This is a genomic window from Paenibacillus sp. L3-i20, assembly GCF_022180385.2.
GTDB lineage: Bacteria > Bacillota > Bacilli > Paenibacillales > Paenibacillaceae > Pristimantibacillus.
Genome location: NZ_BQME02000002.1, coordinates 1,970,285 through 1,990,697, shown reverse-complemented (window position 1 = coordinate 1,990,697; position 20,413 = coordinate 1,970,285). Strand labels below are relative to the sequence as shown.

Below are 20,413 nucleotides of genomic sequence, written 5' to 3'. Positions count from 1 at the left end.
CACATTTTGTCGAATAATTAGGATAAAATGGTTGCGAATTTATGATTTTTCACTTAAATTAAAATAATAAGCGGTTTTTTCCGATAGTAATTGTACAGAGGACGTTTAGGAAAGGACCGAGAAGATGCGCTTGCTACCAATTTCGCAGTGTGAGCCGGGTATGAGGCTAGCAAAAAAAATATTTTCAGAAGATGGTATCGTCCTTCTCGGCGATCATATGGAACTAACATCACGTCTAATTACAAGACTGGAACAATGTGGTGTCCAATATGTCTACGTAGAGGATCATCGTACGGATGATATTACCCCACCTTCAATTATTAGTGAGGAAACGTTCCGAGTAGCCATTAAAGAAATACGAACGAGTTTTCGAGAAATGATGGATCGCCCTAACAAAAAGAAGGGGGTTACTTTTCCATACATTGCTCAACCGTTCAAACAAATGATGAATCTAATTATTGACGATCTATCTAATCATAAAGATGCAATGATTATGCTCATGAATATGGGTACTGTAGATCATTATTTGTTTCAGCACTCGCTAAATGTTTGTGTTTATACGACATTGCTCGGAATGTCCAGTGGTTATTCTCGTGAAGAAGTGACGACGCTTGGCATGGGAGCATTACTGCACGACATAGGAAAGACGCAAATTTCTACAGATGTACTTAAAAAACCTGGCACTTTATCAAATAGTGAGTTCGAATTAATGAAACGTCATGCGCAAATGGGGTATCAGTTATTAAAGGATGAGCCTAATTTACCTCTTATCGTTGCTCATTGTGCTTTTCAGCACCATGAGAGGCTGGACGGTAGTGGATATCCTAGAGGTATTAAAGGAAATGAAATTCATGATTATGCCAAATGGATTGGATTAGTAGATTCCTACGATGCGATGACGACTAATCGAGTTTATCGCTCGCCGATATTGCCGCATGATGCGATGGAACGACTATATGCTGGAACTGGAACGCTCTATGAGCAAAGTATGTTGCAACAATTCCGTGACAAAGTAGCAATTTATCCTATAGGGATATCCGTAAAACTTCATACTGGTGAGCGAGGTATCGTTGTTGATCTTAATAGCAGTTACCCTCATCGTCCCATTGTTCGAGTTTTAAATAATGAAGCGGGAGAACAATTGAAAGCACCTTACGAAATCGATCTATCGAAACAACTAACAATGATGATTGTTGGAGTAAACGAGAAAGAAACGGATGCACAACTTGTATAGCATTTTACAACTTAATATATAGGTACATACAACAAATTCTGTACAGTATGGATCAAAGAAAGAGGGGCCGACTAGGCTCCTCTCTTGTATTTATATTAGGATATAAGAGCTAATGCCGAATGAATTAATGGACATCTTAATGTGAGATTAAAGAGTCAAGTATGTCTCAAGACGATGTTTAACGTCTGACCAGTCACGGTCAATAATACTGTAAACAACACTATCACGAATATATCCATCCGGCAGTATCATATGATTTCTTAAGTAGCCTTCTTTAACTGCTCCGAGTCTCTCGATCGCAGTTTGGGAACGCGTATTCCGACTATCTGTTTTGAGTTGTACACGTATGGTTCCCAGCGTTTCGAAGCAATACTTAAGAATCAAATATTTGCATTCCGTATTAGTTGAAGTTCTCCATACGGAGGGGGTTAGCCAAGTAGATCCAATCTCCAAGCTTTTATAAGGTACAGAAATATTAAATAAACGAGTACAGCCGATTAACTGCCCAGTTTCTCGATCCACAATGACATAAGGAATTGCATTCTGTTGTTCCAAAGCTTCATGCACATACGCGCTTGAGCTTTCAAGTGAATCTACACGAGTTCTAACAAATGACCAAACTTCAGGAAAGTTACCTGCATTATATATGCCCTCGCTATGATGAAGTTCCATAGGCAGCAATTGCACTTTATTACCTGTAAGTACGACAGGGCTCGTTGTAATCATTTGACATCTCAACCTTTCATAGTAGTTCATTTAACAATAATTACTATAGGGATTGTAGTCAAGCGTGAGATTTTGGGAAAAAGTTACTGGGGAAAGTGGCTTTATTTCATCATAATTAGAACAAAAGGTAGACTGTTGGTTTCTTTTCCAGTATATAGGGATATGCTAATAAAGACGCGGATTTATTTGCTTCCTGCCCCATCTAACATTACAATGAAAGAGATAAAAATATTAAGATATTAAGTCAGGTGCTGAAAAATATGAACATAGTAGATACACAACCAATACATTCACGTAGCTCCGTATCATCGTCCTTGCCGCTACTTACCCCAATGAATGATCCTTGGGACCCAATAAGATCACTCCAGAAGTATGGTCAACATCGATTGACTAGTGTCGAAATGACTGTAACTAATCTATGCAATATGCGCTGTGAACACTGTGCTGTTGGCGATACGCTAGTGATGACTGAGCCGGACAAAATTCCTTTAGCATCAATGCTGCAAAGGCTGGATGAAGTTGAACATTTAGAAACAATCAGTATTACAGGCGGAGAGCCGACATTTTCTGATCGTACAGTTAACGATTATATGGTTCCGTTGCTTAAGTATGCTAGGAGCCGTGGTATTCGCTCACAAATTAACTCCAATGTGACGCTTCCTTATAGTAGATACGAGAAGCTTGCTCCATATCTGGATGTCATGCATATTTCATTTAATTACACGAACGCTAACGATTTTCACCAAGTGGGCTTTGCAAAAGCTGGTCATACCGTTTCTCTTAGCGCTGCGGCTAAACTATACGATCGTATGATAGACAATGCCAAAAGACTCAGTGATGCAGGTGTGTTGGTATCTGCTGAATCGATGATTAACTACCGTACATTTGACAAAATCGATGAAATTCATCGTCTAATTGTAGAGATGGGCTGTCAGCGGCATGAAGTGCATCCGATGTACCCAAGTTCCTTTGCTAAAGATCTGCCCGTCATAACACGTCAGCAGATGCGGCAATCAATTGAGCTTTTACTGGAAAGTCGCGACCCTTCCGTGTGGCTGTTATTTGGCACCCTTCCTTTCTATCATTGCAGTAATGATGTAGAGGAAAGAAATCTTCTTAAGCGTCTAGCAAATGAGCCCAATACGACCGTTCGGAACGACCCAGATGGACGGAACCGTCTAAATGTTAATTTATTTACTGGGGATGTATTCGTAACGGACTTCTCAGATGTACCTGCATTCGGTAATATTGCTCATTCAAAGTTGGATGATCTGTTTGATCGTTGGTTAGTGCACCCGCTTGCTGACAGTGTTAATTGTCATTGTCCTGCTGCTTCTTGCTGTGGGCCGAATTTGCTCGTAAAAGATATGTATTACAAAAATGATAATTTTCACATGCGAAGCGCCATACTTGAATAGTAGTAAAGGGAGGAGGGGGACGCATGTCTATACGAGCGATCATTCTGATAGCAGTAGGTCTGTTTCTTATTTATTTGATGTTCACAGTAGGTGCGCCGTTCTTGCTCGCACTCATTGTAGCAATTTTTCTGGAGCCAGTTAATGGATTTATGATGAAACGCTTCAAGATGAATCGGCTACTATCTGCCGTTATAACGTGTACGTTGTTTACTGTTATATTTATTGGGTTAATCGTACTGCTTGGCATCAAGATTGTAGCGGAGCTCATTGCATTTATGAATAAGCTTCCTCATTATTTTGAAAATGCCATCGAGTTTTTTGATCAGCTACTTATCGATATGAGAGGGATGTATCAAACATTGCCTCCAGAGTCGGTTACGACGTTAGAATCTTATTTATTAAAATTAACGGATACGATATCAACGTTGGTAGAAAAGTTGTCCAGTACAGTTGTAGTATTTGCATCAACATTGCCGGGCATGTTTATTTTCTTCATTGTGTTTTTTGTTGCAGTGTATATGTTTAGCTTCAGTCTAAATACGATGAAGTCTTCATTCTTATTATTTTTTGAAGAATCCTCAAGAGCTCAAGTTGATCAAGTATTAAATAACTTAAGAAAATCTATATTTGGTTTTCTTCGTTCACAAATCATTCTTAGCGCGATGACTTATATTCTTTCATTGGCCGGCTTGCTTATTTTGGATGTTAAATATCCGATGGCAATCGCCTTGTTAATCATTATTGTAGATATATTGCCAATACTAGGAACAGGATCAGTTCTTGTACCTTGGGCATCGTATTTGATCCTTACTGGAGATGTATTTACAGGCGTTGGATTAATTGTATTGTTCTTAGTCATTACAGTGTTCCGCCGCGTTGTTGAGCCAAAAATACTCGGTGATTCTGTTGGAATAGGTGCTTTGTCGGCATTAATTAGTTTATATGTGGGCTTTAAGCTGGTAGGTATTATTGGCGTATTTATTGGACCGCTTATCGTCATCATTTATATGGCGGCTAAGCAGGCGGGTTTGTTCCAAAACAAGATAAAGTTGTAAAAATAAGTTGACAGTCGTCTTCGGCTGGCGTTATAGTCTAACAAGGAAATCCACTAGGGGCGCCGAAAGGCTGAGATAAAGCATTTGCTTTGGTCCCTTTGAACCTGATCTGGGTCATGCCAGCGTAGGAAAGTGGGACGAACGGATTCGCTCTAGCAGTGATTCCGCATAAAGTGTGTGCAGCTGCTCATATTGCTCTAGTCTCTGATATAGTAACTATCAGCTGATTTCGGGAGTAAGTGATTAGAAATGCAACGTCCTCTAACTTTCTCATATGACTGTGTGTGCCTCCAGGTGGAATTCCAATAATTCCATTCGGGAGGTTTTTTGTTATGTTGACAACACCACTACCAGGCAGTCGCAAAGTATATGTTACGGGGTCAAAACCGTCTATAGCAGTTCCAATGAGAGAAATTGCTCTGTCGCCAAGCCAAGGTCGTAATGGTGAAGAAATTGCAAATGATGCTATACGTGTCTATGATGCAAGCGGTCCATACACTGATCCAGAATATACGGTTGATGTAAGAGCAGGGCTTCCTCTACTTAGAGAGGAATGGATTACGGAGAGAGCAGACGTTGAATCCTATACTGGTAGAGAAATCAAGCCTGAAGATAATGGCTTCACATCGGAAGAAAGAGCACTTGCACGTGGTGCTGAACTATTTCCACAACAATCAAGACGGCCGCTTCGTGCAAAAGAAGGACAGAATGTTACACAGATGCACTATGCTCGCAAAGGTATTATAACGCCAGAGATGGAGTATATCGCGATCAGAGAAGGTATGTCTGCTGAATTTGTTAGGGATGAGGTGGCCATTGGTCGTGCCATTATTCCAGCAAATATAAACCATCCAGAGTGTGAGCCGATGATTATTGGACGTGGGTTCCACGTCAAGATTAATGCCAATATCGGTAACTCCGCAGTTGCATCATCAATCGAAGAAGAAGTTGAGAAGATGACTTGGGCAACTAGATGGGGTGCTGATACGATCATGGATCTATCGACGGGGAAAAACATACATACAACAAGAGAATGGATTGTACGCAACTCTCCAGTACCTGTAGGTACAGTGCCGATCTATCAAGCATTAGAGAAAGTGAATGGCAATGCTGAAGATTTGAGCTGGGAAGTGTTCAGAGACACTTTGATCGAACAAGCAGAGCAAGGTGTCGACTATTTTACTATTCATTCCGGTGTGTTACTTCGATATATTCCGCTAACTGCGAAGCGGGTAACGGGCATTGTTTCACGTGGTGGCTCGATAATGGCTGCATGGTGTCTAGCCCACCACAAGGAAAACTTTTTATATACACACTTTGAAGACATCTGTCTCATTATGAAGCAATACGATGTTTCCTTCTCGCTAGGTGACGGACTGCGTCCTGGCTCAATTGCGGATGCGAATGACGAAGCACAGTTTGCAGAACTCGAAACGTTAGGTGAGCTTACGAAGATAGCTTGGAAGCATGATGTTCAAGTAATGATTGAAGGTCCAGGGCATGTACCGATGCATATGATCAAAGAAAACATGACGAGGCAATTGGAAGTTTGTGACGAGGCTCCATTCTATACACTTGGACCACTAACGACCGATATTGCACCAGGATACGATCATATTACTTCAGCAATTGGAGCAGCAATGATCGGTTGGTTTGGGACAGCAATGCTTTGTTATGTTACGCCGAAGGAGCATCTTGGATTGCCGAATAAGGAGGATGTAAAGGAAGGCGTTATAACATACAAAATTGCAGCCCATGCGGCCGATTTAGCAAAAGGGCATCCTCATGCGAAGCTTCGTGATAATGCACTTTCGAAAGCTCGCTTTGAATTCAGATGGCGGGATCAGTTCCATCTGTCTCTTGATCCAGAACGTGCAATGGCATATCACGATGAGACACTTCCAGCGGAAGCAGCGAAGTCTGCACATTTTTGTTCTATGTGTGGACCGAAGTTTTGCAGCATGCGCATTACACAGGACATACGGGACTATGCGGCTAAGAACGGGATGGAAACAACGGAAGCGATTGAAGCAGGCATGAAAGAAAAGTCGGATTCATTTAAGGCGGCCGGGAGTTCGATTTATGCATAATGGAACCGATATCTTGTGGCAGGATCGGTATTCGAGACAAACGAAGTTTGCACCAATTGGACCCCATGGACAGGTGGAATTTCAACAATCCTGCGTGCTCATTGTCGGATGTGGAGCATTAGGTTCGTCACTTGCACAACACATGGTTCGTGCTGGGGTCGGAGAAGTTAGAATCATCGATCGAGATTTCGTAGAACCGAGCAATTTGCAAAGACAAGTACTGTTTAATGAAGCTGATGCGTTAGCGGCAGTGCCAAAAGCGGTTGCTGCTTCGGAGAAGCTCCGCTTAATTAATAGTCAGATTCAAATTGTTGCTCATGTAGCTGATGTAAATGCACATACAGCTTGGCACTTTGCAAAGGGTGCAGATATTGTACTGGACGGTACGGATAATGCTGCTACAAGACTTCTGCTTAGTGATGTTTGTTATGGACTGAATATTCCGTTTGTTTACGGAGGTGTTACCGGTTCAAACGGAATGTCCGCTATGCTTGTACCAGGCAAAACAGCTTGTTTACGTTGTTTGATTGGCGAGGAACATTCAACAGATGAAGGGGATAATTGTTCCACAGTCGGCGTATTGTCCCCTGCTGTAGAATTTGTAGCATCGCTTCAAACAATTGAAGTGTTGAAATGGCTAAGCGGCAATCGAGATGCTCTTAGGCAGTCTTTGGTCAGCGCAGATTTGTGGAAATTTAATTTTCATGAATCTAGTCTACCAGCTCCCTCAAATCAATGTTCACATTGTGGTGATACTGCTGCACGTAACAATCGTAAAGTAGGGGCTTCTGAAGGGCGGATTGCCCCAATCAAAATGGAGAGCACGGTTGTGCTATGCGGAAGAGATTCTGTTCAAGTTACTTTACCTCATCAAATAGAATTGGATTTGATGCGAAGAAAACTTGAGGGAATGGACTGTGAGCTCACTGTAAATCGCTATTTAGTCAAAGCGAGCTTAAGAAGCGGGGAAAGCTTGGTGCTTTTTCCTGATGGAAGAGTATTAGTCCAAGGTGTTGTAGATTCTGCTAAAGCAATCCAATTATGCGAGCATTATTTGCTTGGTGAATTGATTAGATAGAAGACTAGTCGCAATAGGCAGAGGAGGACTAAGAGATGACAGCTAGTTCGAATTGGCGTCAGTTCCAACTGTACGTGATTACAGCTGAAAACAATCATCCAGAAAGATCGCTCCTTGAAGTAATGGAGCAGACGCTTATCGGCGGTGCAGATATTTTACAACTTCGAAACAAAACTGGAACACGGGAAACAGTGCTAGAGCAAGCGAAACAACTTAGATTGTTAACAAAAAAGTATAACGTACCTTTTATCGTTAACGATTATGTTGATATAGCGCTTGAAGTTGATGCCGATGGCGTTCATCTTGGTCAAGAAGATACGTCGATTGAACAAGCACGAGCATTGCTTGGTCCAAATAAAATTATTGGTATATCGACTCATAATATTAAACAAGCGATAGAGGCACAGCGAGCAGGGGCTGATTATATTGGCGTAGGTCCAGTATTCCCCACAGATACGAAACCTGGTCGTGCAGCAGTAACAACATCGTATATCACCGAAGCTTCAAATCAAGTTTCAATTCCATTCGTAGCAATCGGTGGAATAACACTGCAAAATATAGATCAAGTTTTAGCGGCCGGAGCTTTACGAATATGTGCTGTTTCAGCAGTTGTTGGTGACAATGATCCTGCGCAGATGTGCAAATTGTTACGTGAACGTATTGAGTTTGCCCAGAAGTCATCCAGTATTATTTCATCAGCAAAAGAGATTACGCTGAACGGACAGAAGCATACAACTACTGCTAATAATATTGCGCTGCTCATCGAGCAGTTAGGTCAAAGCAGCAAGCGACTTGTGTTGGAACTAGATGGTGCAGTTGTTCAACGTTCATTGTGGTCTGATACAGAGTTATCAAATGGTGCAAAAATTGAACTCATTCAATTTGTTGGGGGTGGCTAACGACATGGATCGCTATGTTGGTGCAGAGCCTTTTGTAATAGGAGGAAAGCAGTTAACTTCTAGATTTTTTCTTGGTACAGGTCGCTTTCCTAGTCCAGCAGTGCTACAAGGTGCGATCGATGCTTCAGGAACGGACGTTATAACTTTTGCGGTTAGGAGGGTAAATCTGGAATATGCTGAAGACGATTCCATTCTCCAACACGTCAGTGAACGGACGTTAACTTATTTACCTAATACGTCTGGTGCAAGAACGGCAGAGGAAGCTGTTCGCATTGCCAAATTAGCACGAGCAGCTGGTCTAGGCGACTGGATTAAGGTGGAGATAAGCGGCAGTCCTATCACTTTACTACCAGATCCATTTGAAACATTAAAAGCAACAGAGCAGCTCGTAAAGGAAGGTTTTGTTGTTTTGCCATATACTTCAGATGATCCTATTTTGTGCAAAAGACTAGAGGAAGCGGGAGCATCAGCGGTCATGCCTGGAGCATCGCCTATCGGGACAGGGCTTGGACTGCTTAATCCGTATAATCTCTCCCTTATTATCGCAGATGCCAAAGTACCCATTATAGTAGATGCGGGAATTGGCTCGCCGAAGGATGCTGCGGAAGCAATGGAGCTTGGTGCGGCGGCTGTTTTGGCGAATACACCTATTGCGAAAGCTAAGAATCCAATTGTAATGGCTAGAGCCTTTGCACTCGCAATAGAAGCTGGCAGAATGGCCCATAAAGCAGGTCGTATACCGAAGAAAAAATATGCTTCCGCAAGCAGCGATGAAGCGGGATCATTATTTCCGGAATTCGCTCGCAGCAGTGGAGCAGGAGGAAATGGCTAATGTCCGGGACAGTGCTCATCTTAGGGGGCGGAATCATTGGTTTATCTTGTGCATTCGAAGCTGCATGCAGAGGATATAACGTAACATTAGTGGAGCCCGAACGGTTAGGGGGTCAAGCTTCTGGAGCTGCTGCCGGGATGTTGGCACCTTTTTCTGAAAATACAGAGCAACCAGATGCTTTTTTTGGACTTTGTTTAAGCAGCTTGAAACAGTTCCCTGATTGGATTAATAAAGTGGAGCAGCATTCAGGTATTTCCGCCCAGTGGTTAAGGAGCGGCAGTTTAAACGTATTTCAACACGAAGCGGATTTATTGCCTATCCACTCCAGACTACGCTGGCATAATGAATGGGGCGCAAAAGCGGAGCTTATTGAAGGTTCTGTATTACATAATCTTGAGCCGAATCTTTCTAAAGAAGCTATCGCAGCCATTTATTATCCGGAAGAAAGTCATGTTTATGCACCTAAGCTCGTGGAAGCATTGGAGTTAGCATGTAGAAAACTGGACGTCAAATTTTTCGAATGTGCGGGTAATATATTATCGCTCGATCTTAGTGAAGAAGGAGAAGTATCAGTTCTGACTAGTGGGTTATTAGGAGCTGTCCGTGCGGAAAGAGCTGTCATTTGCTCAGGTGCATGGTCTGGAATGTTTGAACACTGGTTAGGCATCACAATACCTATACATCCGATAAGAGGGCAAATTTGTTCCTATGATGGCAGCATGGAAGAATTAAAACATATGGTCTTCTCAAGTCAAGCCTACTGGGTAGGCAAAAGAAATGGTCGCATCGTCTGTGGAGCATCAGAGGATGTGGCAGGATTCCAGACGAGTGTGACGGAGAAAGGAATCAATCGATTGGTTAAGAGCAGTGAACGATGGTTTCCATTTCTAGCTGCTCGAGATACGGCACATCGATGGGCTGGACTTAGACCAGCAACGACTGACGGGTTACCGCTACTAGGTACAGTAGGTGGTAAAAAATCCGTTATAATGGCTGCCGGTCATTATCGCAATGGTATTTTACTTAGTCCAGTCACTGCTCGATTAGTAGGTGATATGCTTGACGGAAACATGCATCATACAAGCTTATTGCCTTTCTCCCCAAATAGATTCACCTAACCATATGTGAGAGAATGCTGAAGAGCATTCTCTATTATTTATTATAGGGTCCAGCGAAGAACGACTCCGGCTTGGGTTAAGCCTCCACCGAATCCATGAAGCAACAATGTATGACCATTTTGTACTCGTCCATCTTTTATTGCATCATCTAAAGCAAGTGGAATCGAAGCAGCAGAAGTGTTGCCGTAATGGGCAATACTTGATAACGATTGATCCTCTTTAAACCCAATGCGCTCGTTTAGAGCATCAATAATGCGTTGATTGGCATTATGCGGTACGAACCAATCAATCTCTTCTATTGTAAGTCCACTTAAATGAATGAGCTTCCTAACCCCTTCAGCAACGCTGCTAATCGCCCAGCGATAAACTTCCCTGCCGTTCTGGACAAGCTTTCCGTTTGTTGCAATTGGATGTTCACCTATAGACGCTGACAAATTATTAAGGTAAACGTTGTGACCGCCGCTGCCATCCGTGTCAGAATAAGTGGCAATAAAGCTTGATTGTTCCTGAGATGTTCTCTCCATCATTACAGCTCCAGCACCATCGCCAAATATGATACATGTCGTACGATCCGAATAATCGGTTATTTTTGATAGAGCATCTGCCCCGACTACCAAAATTTTTCTATACATGCCTGTCAAAAGCATACCGTTCCCAAGCTGGAGTCCTGCGGTAAATCCAGCACACGCTGCTTGAATATCAATCGTTCCGCAATTGGTTACACCGAAGCGTTCCTGTACTCTGGCTGCCATGCTTGGAAAGATGGTATCGGGAGTTGATGTTGCTACAATAATATAATCAACATCTTCGATGTTGACGGAATATCGGTCAATCATATTCGTAATGGCGCTAAATATAAGATCACTCGTAAATTCATTCTCAGCGGCAATGCGGCGTTCGTGAATACCCGTTCGTTGAACAATCCACTCGTCACTCGTTTCTACAAGTTTCTCTAAATCCTCGTTAGTCAACTTACGTTCGGGCACATAAGTACCGATCGCTGTTATTTTAGCATTGGACCGTAGTAGTTCTCCCTTATTATGAGAAGTCATTCGCAGCACGCCCTTTACTATTGTGTATATTTTAGCACCTGATACTAATACTTGATACCAATCATATTGAATTTACATCCAGATGTCAATCTGCTGAATATGAGGGATAAGTATTGCGAACGATAAGCACATGCTTTCGAATAGAACATTGCTGTGGAATCTGATGAGGGGGTTATCTCATGCATAAAAAATGGACCGTTCTATCAGCAAGTCTTTTGCTCGGGACGATGTTATATGGCTGTAGTATGGACAAGCAAGGTGATTTGGGTAACAAAAATATTCGCACAAATAACATTAATGATCATTCGGGAGGAGAGTTCCTGCGAGATAAACGTTTCGCTGACGATGGAATGAACGAACGAAACCGTGTTAATGGGCGAAGGTTAAATAGTAATAATCTTGTCGGGTCTCATAAAAATTATCATTTAGAAATGAGCGGATACATTGCCGACAGATTGCAAGGGATTGAGGCAGTAAAATCATCGTACGTCATGTTAGCCGATAATAACGCTTATGTTGCAGTTTCACTGGTAGAGAAGGATCAAAAAGCTAACAGCAAAATGATGAGCCGAACGAACATTGGATTATTTGGTAAGGAAGGTGCTGCAACTGGGAAAAAAATGAGCAGCCTGTCTACGGGGCAAGAGAGGTTAACGGACGAGCTTGTATCAGAAATCGCAGCAGTTGTAAAAAAAATAAGGCCACATATAGACCATGTTTATGTGTCAGCTCATCCAGACTTTGTCGGCCGAATGAATGCCTATATGAACGATGTGAATATGGGTTATCCAGTACAAAATTATGTTATGGAATTTAACGCATTAGCAGAGAGAGTATTTCCTGTTGCTCCACCGAAAAGCGGGTTAAATAGTTCACAAACGAGCAGAAAGAAAGCAGGATTAATCGAGTAAAAGATAGTTGTGGCTATAAGACTGACTTGCCTAAGTGCTAGTCAGTTTTTTGTTGTTTTTTGTTATTTTAATTGACCTTAGGGATTGCATTCGATAAAGTGATAATGAGTTTGTAATACATATTATATTTGTTGGATATAGAAGGGGATTGTGATGGAGATGAGTAATGGCGTTTCCCGTACGATTATTGTTATGCTCTTGCTCTTCCTGCTTCTGCCAGGATTTACGAGCTATGCCGCTGAAAATTTATTAGTTAATGGCGACTTTGAACAGATTGATAATAAAATGCCTAAACATTGGATAAAAGCAGCGTGGGTAAAGGATGAAGGTGCGACAACATATGGAATTGACTCGGAAGATCCATATTCAGGCGCTTCGTCGATAGTTATACAAAATAACAGTGAAAATCATGCTCGATTCGTGCAGAAGGTAAAAGTTAAAGAAAATAAACTGTATCGATTCTCGGGTTATATAAAATCAGAAGAAATAAGTGCTAACGCAATTGGTGCACATTTATACGTTGATGGAGTGGCTGTGCAGTATCCGCAGATTCATGGAACGAGCGGTGCGTGGACATTTTTAGAGTATTACGGTAAAACAGGCAAGGGGCAAAAGGAATTAATGGTTGGCGCCAGTTTAGGCGGTTATGGGAGTATTAACAAAGGCAAGGCGTGGTTTGATGCCCTTTCGGTGGAAGAAGTGTCTTCAGCACCAGAAGGAGCTGCAGTATTTTTACTTGAAGCTTCCCAAGTAGAGGGAGAGAAAGCAAAAGAGCAACAGGTAACAGTTTCTATCTTGAAACCGTTACTCATTGCAGTATTATTTACGCTGCTCTTTGCTGCCATCTACACTAAATTATTTAGAGATCAACTTTGGCTTGAAAGACGCAGGAAATGGCTTCCTATTCTTTTATTTGGTAGTTTTGCAGCAGCCCTTGCCATTCGAATTATTTTGGCCATTACAAATGAAGGTTATGTCAACGATATTGCATTGTTTGTCTTTTGGTCCGAACATGTAGTTAAGGAAGGAATATCAGGTTTTTATCATACTGATATTTTTGTTGATTATCCGCCAGGCTATATTTATGTGTTATTCATCTTGGGTCATCTTAAAGAGTGGCTTGGGATTACTCAAGGTTCTAGCGGCATATTGCTTCTTTATAAGCTTCCGGCAATCGCAGCTGATTTACTTGCAGCGGCATTTATATTCCGTATAGCCAAAAAGAAGCTGAGTTCAATTACAGCGGTAGGTTTAGCTATCTTATGGTTGTTTAACCCAGCAATAATTGTTGATTCTGCTGCATGGGGACAGGTTGATTCGGTATTTGCTCTTGTTCTCGTCTTAGCTATTAGTGGAATTGCTGAACGGCGCTTTGGCAAGGCATCCGTTTGGTATGCGATTGCCGCACTTATTAAGCCGCAAGCATTCATTTTTATGCCAGTTTTATTGTTAGCCTTTATTATTCACAAAAAATGGCGAGCAGTCGCTGTCAGTGCTTATTATGGCTTTGGAACTTTTATTTTTCTTTCTCTCCCGTTTTTTTGGAGTCAAGGTGGTCTTATTGGTTTATTCAACTTATATAAGGAAACATTATCTTCATACCCTTATGCAACATTAAACGCATTTAACCTCTATTCTTTAAGTAATGCTAATTGGAAGCCAATTACTGAAAATTGGCTATTCATGAGCTATCAGAGCTGGGGTAATTTATTTATCTTGGTCGCAGTAGTTCTCGCTGTTTATTTTGCTTTTGCTAGTGCTAAGCGAGATGGAGAAAGGGAAGATCGTTCGTTTTTTATTGCAATGATTTTGATCTCTGTCGTATTTATAGTTGTCACGAAGATGCATGAACGATATATGTTCCCGATCATGTTGCTTAGTATATTTGCTTATATCCAGTCGCTTGATCGTCGAATATTACATTTGTTTTTCGGCTTTTCAATTACCAATTTTATAAATATGAGTTATGTGTTGGCATACAGCAAAGATACATCTAATGTTCCGATGGATGGTATAGTCATTGTTTGTTCTACAGTTAATATCGGTCTGCTACTTTATACACTTTATGTTGGTTACGATCGTTATAAAAGAGGGAACCTCTTGACGCTTGAGCAGAAATCATCGGAAGAGAAAGAAAAGGAGGACGATCTCATTCTGTCTGATTTTGAAAATGAAGGTTTAGAAAGTTCCAAACCAAAAGAAAAGCTGCTGAAACGTAAAGACTGGTATTGGATGGTTTGTATTACTGCTATCTATGCCATTGTCGCTATTGCAGGATTAGGTTCAATGAAGGGACCTGTTACTGATTGGCAGCCTGATGCAATGGGTCAAAGTTTCTATGTTGATCTTGGCGAGCCGAAGCGTTTGGAGCGTATTACAAGTCTAGGCGGTGTAGGAACTGGAAAATACAAATATGAATTTGGCATGACACCTGACAATTGGACAAATACTCTTGAAGTAGACAATAATCATGTTGCTGTCTTTTCTTGGAGAAGCCAAAAAATTGACCAAGAGGCAAGGTATGTGAAGCTAACAGTAACAGAAACGGGTTTTTCCATGTTAGAACTTGCATTTTATGAGGCAGGAAGTAAAGTGCCTCTTCCGATTGTAGCCATTAATGGCGAGCAATCTGGAGAACCAAGAAGAGGTTCTTTGGATGCGTTATTTGATGAGCAAGATCTGATGGTGTATAACCATAACTATATGAAGGGCAGTTATTTCGATGAAATCTATCATGCCCGCACTGCTTATGAGCATATTGAAGGGATTGTTGCTTATGAAAATACACATCCTCCGCTTGGTAAGCTCATTATCGCTCTAGGTATTAAGTTGTTTGGCCTTAATCCATTTGGATGGAGAATAGCGGGTACTGTCTTTGGAATTGCGATGATACCGATCATGTATTTGATGGCTAAACGTATATTTAAGAAAACAGCCTATGCAGCATTTGCTGGTGGTCTGTTAGCAGTAGATTTTATGCACTTTACACAAACGAGAATTTCTACAATTGATGTGTATGGCGTTTTCTTTATTATGCTTATGTTCTATTTTATGAATAAGTATGCAGCGATGAACTTTTATCGACAAAAAATAGCGGCAACGTTTGTTCCGCTTGGTTTGGCCGGGCTATTCTTTGGCTTAGGTGTAGCATCGAAGTGGATTGTACTCTATGGTGGTGCTGGACTTGCTATTATGCTCGCAATATCTTTAATTGAACGGTATAAGGAATACAAAGCAGCAAAAAGAATGCTAAAACGCGGGACTACGGATACAAAAATGGATGAAGCGGTTCTTCGGAGAATGATTACGGTTTTTCCAAAGTATACTTTGATGACGCTGGCCGTTTGTCTCATTTTCTATATTGCAGTTCCAGCTGGTATATATGCGTTATCCTATATTCCAGTACTTTCGGTCATGGAGGGCGGCTTTACGCTCAAAGCGCTTGTGGAATATCAAGTTCATATGTTCAGCTATCACAGTAAGCTAGTGTCCTCACATCCATTTTCTTCGTCGTGGTGGGAATGGCCGTTCATTCAACGACCACTATGGTATTATTCTGGGAGCGAGCTTGCAGCAGGAATGAAGTCGACAATCGTTGCAATGGGTAACCCGATCATTTGGTGGACGGGAATTATAACGATGTTAATAACGATCCCTCTGAGCATTAAGCGTAGAGACAAAGCAGTATATATGCTCTGGATAGCCTTCTTATCGCAATATGTTCCGTGGATGTTAGTAACTAGAGAAACATTTATTTATCATTATTTTGCGATGGTGCCGTTTAGCATACTTAGTATTGTGTATATATTTATGGTCATTGAGGAGAAGAAACCTGCCTTCTCAAGGATTAGAAATATATTTATGTTAGCAGCATTAGGTTTGTTCATTATGTTCTACCCAGCTTTGTCCGGAATGACTGTTTCAAAGTGGTATGTTGATACATGGCTGCGTTGGTTTCCTAGCTGGTTGTTCTAAAAAATGGATTTGAGGAGTTTTGACATGAAAGCATCGGTAACCTACAGTATAATAGTACCCATGTATAATGAAGAAGCTGTTATAGAGCATACGTATGAGCGGCTGAAGGTTGTGATGGATTCTGCGGGTCAGCCGTACGAGCTCATATTCGTTAATGATGGAAGTAAGGATAGAACTGTGGAGCTGATGAAACGTATTGGTGATCTTGATCCAAACGTTCGTCTAATCGACTTTTCAAGAAATTTTGGACATCAAATAGCGATATCGGCTGGAATGGATTATGCACAGGGTGATGCAATCATAGTTATTGATGCAGACTTGCAAGATCCTCCTGAAGTAATTCTCGATATGATTGATAAGTGGAAAGAGGGATTCGAAGTTGTATATGGCCGCAGATTAAAGCGTAAAGGCGAAACGCTATTTAAAAAATTAACTGCAATGGCCTTTTACCGTGTACTGCGTAGTATGACGAATGTTGATATTCCGCTTGATACAGGAGATTTCCGCTTAATTGACCGTAAAGTATGCGATGTGCTTCGAGGATTGAAGGAAAAAAACCGCTTCGTACGCGGGTTGATAAGCTGGATTGGCTTTAGGCAGACGAGTGTTGAGTATGTACGTGAAGAACGGTTTGCAGGAGAAACGAAATATCCACTGAGGAAAATGATCAGATTTGCTCTTGATGGAATAACTTCGTTTTCTTATAAGCCGCTCAAGATCGCTACCTATTTAGGTTTCTTTTTGTCACTTGGCAGTTTCATCTATTTACTTATTGTTATATACCAGAGGCTGTTTACCAATACAACTGAGACGGGATGGACAACGATCGTCGGTCTTAATTTATTGTTTAACGGCATCATACTTATATTGCTTGGTGTTATAGGCGAATATATTGGACGGATTTATGACGAGTCCAAAAATCGTCCGCTTTATATCGTTCGAGAAGTGCAAGGTTATGAGTCAAAAGAAACTGATCGTGAAGACACACGTGTTATTGAAGAGACGGAGCGAGTTAAGCATTATGTTAGATGAGAGACGCCGTAAATGGCTCATACAATTTATAAAGTTTAGTTTAATTGGTGTGCTGAACACCACGATTGATTTTCTCGTTTTTATGCTGTTAGTTGGTTTGAATGTCCATTATGCTGGTGCACAAGCGGGGGCTTATCTTGCTGGTATGACCAATAGTTATATTATGAATAGTACAATTACTTTTCGTGCAGAACGGAAAGACGACAGCAAAGCTGAGGGATGGAAGCGTAGGCTAAGGTTTCTATTTTGGAATGGTGTTATGTTGACACTCTCAGTTATGCTAATTGCATTTGCTTCCGAAGTGATCGGTCTGTCGGACTTACTAGCGAAGGCAATTGTAACAGCCCTTATTGTAGTTTTAAACTTTTATGGTACAAAAAGATGGGTATTTGTTAATAAAAGTGCTGTAGAAACGGGGTGATCCATTTGAGGAAGCTCTTAGCGTTTGGACTTGTCATAATAGGCGTATTGATTATTCTTTATCCAAAAGCAAGCGAGTGGTACGATATCCGTCAGGAAGAAAAGCTGATGGCAGAATGGGAAGAAAGTGAAATGAATGAGGAAGCAGAGGCTGAGGCGCAGGAGCAATATGACGACCTCACTTCCTTATTCGAGCAGGAGACTGGTAATAGTGAGCAACTTCCATCAGCGACAACTGATCCTGAGCAGACATCTGTAGAGTCTTCAGTAGAACCTTTAGAAACACCTGTACAAAAAAAAGCTTCTGTTGTGTTAAATGCTATTGCGACCATTAAAATACCTAGCATCAAATTGAAGTTACCTGTGCTAGAAGGTGCTACACAAAAAAACTTGAAATATGCAGCGGCACATCTTAAAGAAACAGCAGCTATTGGTGAGGTAGGTAATTCTGCTATTGCTGCTCACCGAATGCGTGCGAAGGGACGATTGTTTAATCGTTTAAACGAGATAAAGGTTAATGACAAAATTATAATTGAAACGAGTGGAAAAACATTTACATATACAGTAAATAAAATTTCAATTGTAGAACCAACAGATGTATCTGTACTCAACTATAATAAGACGGATAAGCGATTGACGCTGATCACTTGTGATCCTGTTGTTGATCCAACACATCGTTTAATCGTTCATGCAGAGATGAAATGATTCAGTAAAGTGCAATTGCGCCTATTTTACTCATTGAGAGCACCATTGATATGCCCCCTTCATATGATAAGTTGACTGTATCCCTTGCCCTTGTTAAACCATAAAAACCCGAGCAAGGAGGGGTGACAAATCTTGAAGGGAAATACCCTATACTAAAAAAGCCTTGATTTATTGGGCTTTTTTTTCTTTTTTTTATCTAGTGATGCAAAAGTGATGCAAATTTGTAGATCTGGATAATATGAATAGTATAACGGGATTCCGAGGGGGTAGATGACTCTAATGGCTAAGAAGAAAGATGACAGCAGAACGAAGGAAAAGATTTTTTTTAACGAGGAAGTGAAGAACGGTAAGCCTTGGTGGTTTCAAGTTATGGTTAATGGTAAACGAAAGACACGGAGAGGATTTAAAACACGCACCGAAGCTAAAAAAGCACGAGAAGCATTATCCACCGACATGAACCGAGGTGTACATTTCGATCCAGCGAAGGGTACTTACGGAGAATATTTTGTTGAGTGGTTATCCGCTCATAAAGTTGAAGAAACGACTACTAAACTCTATCAATCATTTTATGATTGCCACATCAAGGACAAAGAACTCGGAAATATCTTGTTATCCAAACTATCCGCATTTGATATCAAAAAATTTATTTCGCATTTAAAAAAAGATGGAAAACGTGAAGGTGAAGGACTAGCAGATGCAAGTGTGAAAAGAATGTATGCAACTGTCGATGCATCGCTTAATGACGCAGAAGCTTTAGGTCTTATAATTAAGAATCCAACTTCAAATTTAAAGAAGAGTGAAAAACCGAAAGTAGAAAAGAAAGAACGTGAGATTTGGAGCAATGATTCTGTGAAATATGTACTTTCCAATAGTAAAGGAAGTACTCGTTATTGGATTGCATTTTTTCTGGCGGTAATGACTGGGATGCGCCAAGGAGAGATTCTAGGATTGAAATGGAAAGATATCGATTTTGATAAAAATATAATAAAAATTAGACGTAGTTTAAGGAAAGATACAGCAAAAGAAAAGAGTACGAAGAATGTGAGCAGTTATCGAATTATAAGTATATCCCCTCTAACTGCAGCATTTTTACGTGAACATCAAGATATCATAGGAATAGAAAGAAAGAACTTAGGAAGCAATTATCAAGATAATGATTATGTTGTTTGTTCAAGACTAGGGACACCAGCACGAGCTTCTAAAGTACTGGCAACATGGTATACCCTCTGTGATAAGTTTAAGCCTGAGCATGAGCCAAACATTACGTTCCATGATTTGAGGCATCAAAGTGCTAGTATCATGCTTAACGAGCGTGAAGATATCCGTGTTGTTTCACAACTCTTGGGTCATTCTACTGTTGCTACTACACTTAACACATACTCACATTTACTTCCAACCGGTCAAGAAACAGCAGTTTTGTCATTGGACAGAACAGTAGGGTTCGTGGTTGAAGTTGAAAAGGAAGAAGGGGAGTGTCTTCATGAAATTCAATTATGAAGAGTTGCATGAACTAACGAATCATGAGTTTGCTTCATTTATTTGGGAACAGATTGAGGAACAACAAATAATTCGTGAGGTAATGAGCTATCGGGTGTATGTCGATCTGCAGGGATTAACCGAGGAAGAGATACAAAAAGATCCAGCAGAAAATTCAAAAACGGTAGTCGTTGATTATTTGGTTGGTTGGGACGGTCGGGCATCATCACTGTGGACATACTGGTTTGACACATATTCAGGTAAGTACAATTATAGCGTCATCAACAGTGAACAGATTGAAAGGTTTAATGCAATGCGAGTAAGGACTTGTGAGGAGTCTGACGTAGGCGTGCCGATCCACGATATCCGTGATGAATAAGTTAAGGCTATCC

Annotated in this window: 17 protein-coding genes and 1 riboswitch; of the genes, 15 read left to right on the top strand and 2 right to left on the bottom strand. The window is 41.0% G+C overall.

The window, feature by feature from the left end; all coding sequences use genetic code 11:
• Nucleotides 1-124: 124 nt before the first annotated feature.
• Nucleotides 125-1,234 carry an HD-GYP domain-containing protein gene (locus tag MFF31_RS23085; protein ID WP_238191407.1) on the top strand — a complete coding sequence of 370 codons (1,110 nt, stop codon included), beginning with the start codon at nt 125-127 and terminating at the stop codon, nt 1,232-1,234.
• A gap of 147 nt (nt 1,235-1,381) precedes the next feature.
• Here the strand turns inward: MFF31_RS23085 and MFF31_RS23080 are convergent, their stop codons facing one another.
• Nucleotides 1,382-1,960, bottom strand: a complete 579-nt coding sequence (locus MFF31_RS23080) for a GNAT family N-acetyltransferase (RefSeq protein ID WP_238191405.1) — start codon at nt 1,958-1,960, stop codon at nt 1,382-1,384.
• 260 nt (nt 1,961-2,220) lie between these two features.
• Here MFF31_RS23080 and yfkAB point away from each other — a divergent pair, with 260 nt between their 5' ends.
• The 7 genes from yfkAB (at nt 2,221) to thiO (ending at nt 10,450) form a co-directional block, all read left to right on the top strand.
• Nucleotides 2,221-3,378, top strand: coding sequence for a radical SAM/CxCxxxxC motif protein YfkAB (gene yfkAB, locus MFF31_RS23075; RefSeq protein ID WP_238191404.1), 1,158 nt, complete (start codon nt 2,221-2,223; stop codon nt 3,376-3,378).
• 23 nt (nt 3,379-3,401) lie between these two features.
• The gene (ytvI, locus tag MFF31_RS23070; protein ID WP_238191402.1) at nt 3,402-4,433 is read left to right on the top strand and encodes a sporulation integral membrane protein YtvI; all 1,032 of its coding nucleotides are present in this window, start codon (nt 3,402-3,404) and stop codon (nt 4,431-4,433) included.
• Nucleotides 4,434-4,478: 45 nt separating this feature from the next.
• Nucleotides 4,479-4,581: riboswitch (TPP riboswitch) on the top strand.
• Between the two features lie 184 nt (nt 4,582-4,765).
• Complete coding sequence (thiC, locus tag MFF31_RS23065; RefSeq protein ID WP_238191400.1) at nt 4,766-6,523, top strand: phosphomethylpyrimidine synthase ThiC; 1,758 nt, start codon at nt 4,766-4,768, stop codon at nt 6,521-6,523.
• Nucleotides 6,516-7,601 (top strand): ThiF family adenylyltransferase, encoded by a 1,086-nt coding sequence (locus tag MFF31_RS23060; protein WP_238191398.1) that lies wholly within the window; start codon nt 6,516-6,518, stop codon nt 7,599-7,601. Before thiC ends, MFF31_RS23060 begins: the two co-directional genes overlap by 8 nt.
• 35 nt (nt 7,602-7,636) lie before the next feature.
• On the top strand, nt 7,637-8,500 hold the full coding sequence (gene thiE / locus MFF31_RS23055; protein ID WP_238191395.1) for a thiamine phosphate synthase: 864 nt from the start codon (nt 7,637-7,639) through the stop codon (nt 8,498-8,500).
• A 4-nt stretch (nt 8,501-8,504) separates the two neighbouring features.
• Entirely contained in the window at nt 8,505-9,332 is an 828-nt protein-coding gene (locus MFF31_RS23050; RefSeq protein WP_238191393.1) for a thiazole synthase, read from the top strand.
• A complete protein-coding gene (gene thiO / locus MFF31_RS23045; protein WP_238191391.1) occupies nt 9,332-10,450 on the top strand; it encodes a glycine oxidase ThiO in 1,119 nt (372 codons plus the stop codon). Before MFF31_RS23050 ends, thiO begins: the two co-directional genes overlap by 1 nt.
• A 41-nt stretch (nt 10,451-10,491) precedes the next feature.
• Here the strand turns inward: thiO and MFF31_RS23040 are convergent, their stop codons facing one another.
• Nucleotides 10,492-11,502: a ketoacyl-ACP synthase III gene (locus tag MFF31_RS23040; RefSeq protein WP_238191389.1), complete on the bottom strand. Its 1,011-nt coding sequence runs from the start codon at nt 11,500-11,502 to the stop codon at nt 10,492-10,494.
• Nucleotides 11,503-11,681: 179 nt separating this feature from the next.
• On the opposite strand from MFF31_RS23040, the gene MFF31_RS23035 reads away from it, so the two are divergent.
• The 7 genes from MFF31_RS23035 (at nt 11,682) to MFF31_RS23005 (ending at nt 20,400) form a co-directional block, all read left to right on the top strand.
• On the top strand, nt 11,682-12,413 hold the full coding sequence (locus MFF31_RS23035) for a YhcN/YlaJ family sporulation lipoprotein (RefSeq protein WP_238191387.1): 732 nt from the start codon (nt 11,682-11,684) through the stop codon (nt 12,411-12,413).
• Between the two features lie 159 nt (nt 12,414-12,572).
• Nucleotides 12,573-16,388: a glycosyltransferase family 39 protein gene (locus tag MFF31_RS23030; RefSeq protein ID WP_238191386.1), complete on the top strand. Its 3,816-nt coding sequence runs from the start codon at nt 12,573-12,575 to the stop codon at nt 16,386-16,388.
• A 24-nt stretch (nt 16,389-16,412) separates the two neighbouring features.
• The gene (locus tag MFF31_RS23025; protein ID WP_238191384.1) at nt 16,413-17,420 is read left to right on the top strand and encodes a glycosyltransferase family 2 protein; all 1,008 of its coding nucleotides are present in this window, start codon (nt 16,413-16,415) and stop codon (nt 17,418-17,420) included.
• Nucleotides 17,410-17,841, top strand: coding sequence for a GtrA family protein (locus tag MFF31_RS23020; protein ID WP_238191382.1), 432 nt, complete (start codon nt 17,410-17,412; stop codon nt 17,839-17,841). Before MFF31_RS23025 ends, MFF31_RS23020 begins: the two co-directional genes overlap by 11 nt.
• A gap of 5 nt (nt 17,842-17,846) precedes the next feature.
• On the top strand, nt 17,847-18,545 hold the full coding sequence (locus MFF31_RS23015; protein WP_238191379.1) for a class D sortase: 699 nt from the start codon (nt 17,847-17,849) through the stop codon (nt 18,543-18,545).
• 279 nt (nt 18,546-18,824) lie between these two features.
• Nucleotides 18,825-20,042 (top strand): tyrosine-type recombinase/integrase, encoded by a 1,218-nt coding sequence (locus MFF31_RS23010; protein ID WP_238191377.1) that lies wholly within the window; start codon nt 18,825-18,827, stop codon nt 20,040-20,042.
• On the top strand, nt 20,026-20,400 hold the full coding sequence (locus tag MFF31_RS23005; RefSeq protein ID WP_238191375.1) for a hypothetical protein: 375 nt from the start codon (nt 20,026-20,028) through the stop codon (nt 20,398-20,400). Before MFF31_RS23010 ends, MFF31_RS23005 begins: the two co-directional genes overlap by 17 nt.
• Nucleotides 20,401-20,413 lie beyond the last annotated feature (13 nt).

Coding starts and splice junctions, on each gene's coding strand:
- MFF31_RS23085 (WP_238191407.1), top strand. CDS start 125: ATGCGCTTGCTACCAATTTCGCAGTGTGAGCCGGGTATGAGGCTAGCA.
- MFF31_RS23080 (WP_238191405.1), bottom strand. CDS start 1,960: ATGATTACAACGAGCCCTGTCGTACTTACAGGTAATAAAGTGCAATTG.
- yfkAB (WP_238191404.1), top strand. CDS start 2,221: ATGAACATAGTAGATACACAACCAATACATTCACGTAGCTCCGTATCA.
- ytvI (WP_238191402.1), top strand. CDS start 3,402: ATGTCTATACGAGCGATCATTCTGATAGCAGTAGGTCTGTTTCTTATT.
- thiC (WP_238191400.1), top strand. CDS start 4,766: ATGTTGACAACACCACTACCAGGCAGTCGCAAAGTATATGTTACGGGG.
- MFF31_RS23060 (WP_238191398.1), top strand. CDS start 6,516: ATGCATAATGGAACCGATATCTTGTGGCAGGATCGGTATTCGAGACAA.
- thiE (WP_238191395.1), top strand. CDS start 7,637: ATGACAGCTAGTTCGAATTGGCGTCAGTTCCAACTGTACGTGATTACA.
- MFF31_RS23050 (WP_238191393.1), top strand. CDS start 8,505: ATGGATCGCTATGTTGGTGCAGAGCCTTTTGTAATAGGAGGAAAGCAG.
- thiO (WP_238191391.1), top strand. CDS start 9,332: ATGTCCGGGACAGTGCTCATCTTAGGGGGCGGAATCATTGGTTTATCT.
- MFF31_RS23040 (WP_238191389.1), bottom strand. CDS start 11,502: ATGACTTCTCATAATAAGGGAGAACTACTACGGTCCAATGCTAAAATA.
- MFF31_RS23035 (WP_238191387.1), top strand. CDS start 11,682: ATGCATAAAAAATGGACCGTTCTATCAGCAAGTCTTTTGCTCGGGACG.
- MFF31_RS23030 (WP_238191386.1), top strand. CDS start 12,573: ATGAGTAATGGCGTTTCCCGTACGATTATTGTTATGCTCTTGCTCTTC.
- MFF31_RS23025 (WP_238191384.1), top strand. CDS start 16,413: ATGAAAGCATCGGTAACCTACAGTATAATAGTACCCATGTATAATGAA.
- MFF31_RS23020 (WP_238191382.1), top strand. CDS start 17,410: ATGTTAGATGAGAGACGCCGTAAATGGCTCATACAATTTATAAAGTTT.
- MFF31_RS23010 (WP_238191377.1), top strand. CDS start 18,825: ATGGCTAAGAAGAAAGATGACAGCAGAACGAAGGAAAAGATTTTTTTT.
- MFF31_RS23005 (WP_238191375.1), top strand. CDS start 20,026: ATGAAATTCAATTATGAAGAGTTGCATGAACTAACGAATCATGAGTTT.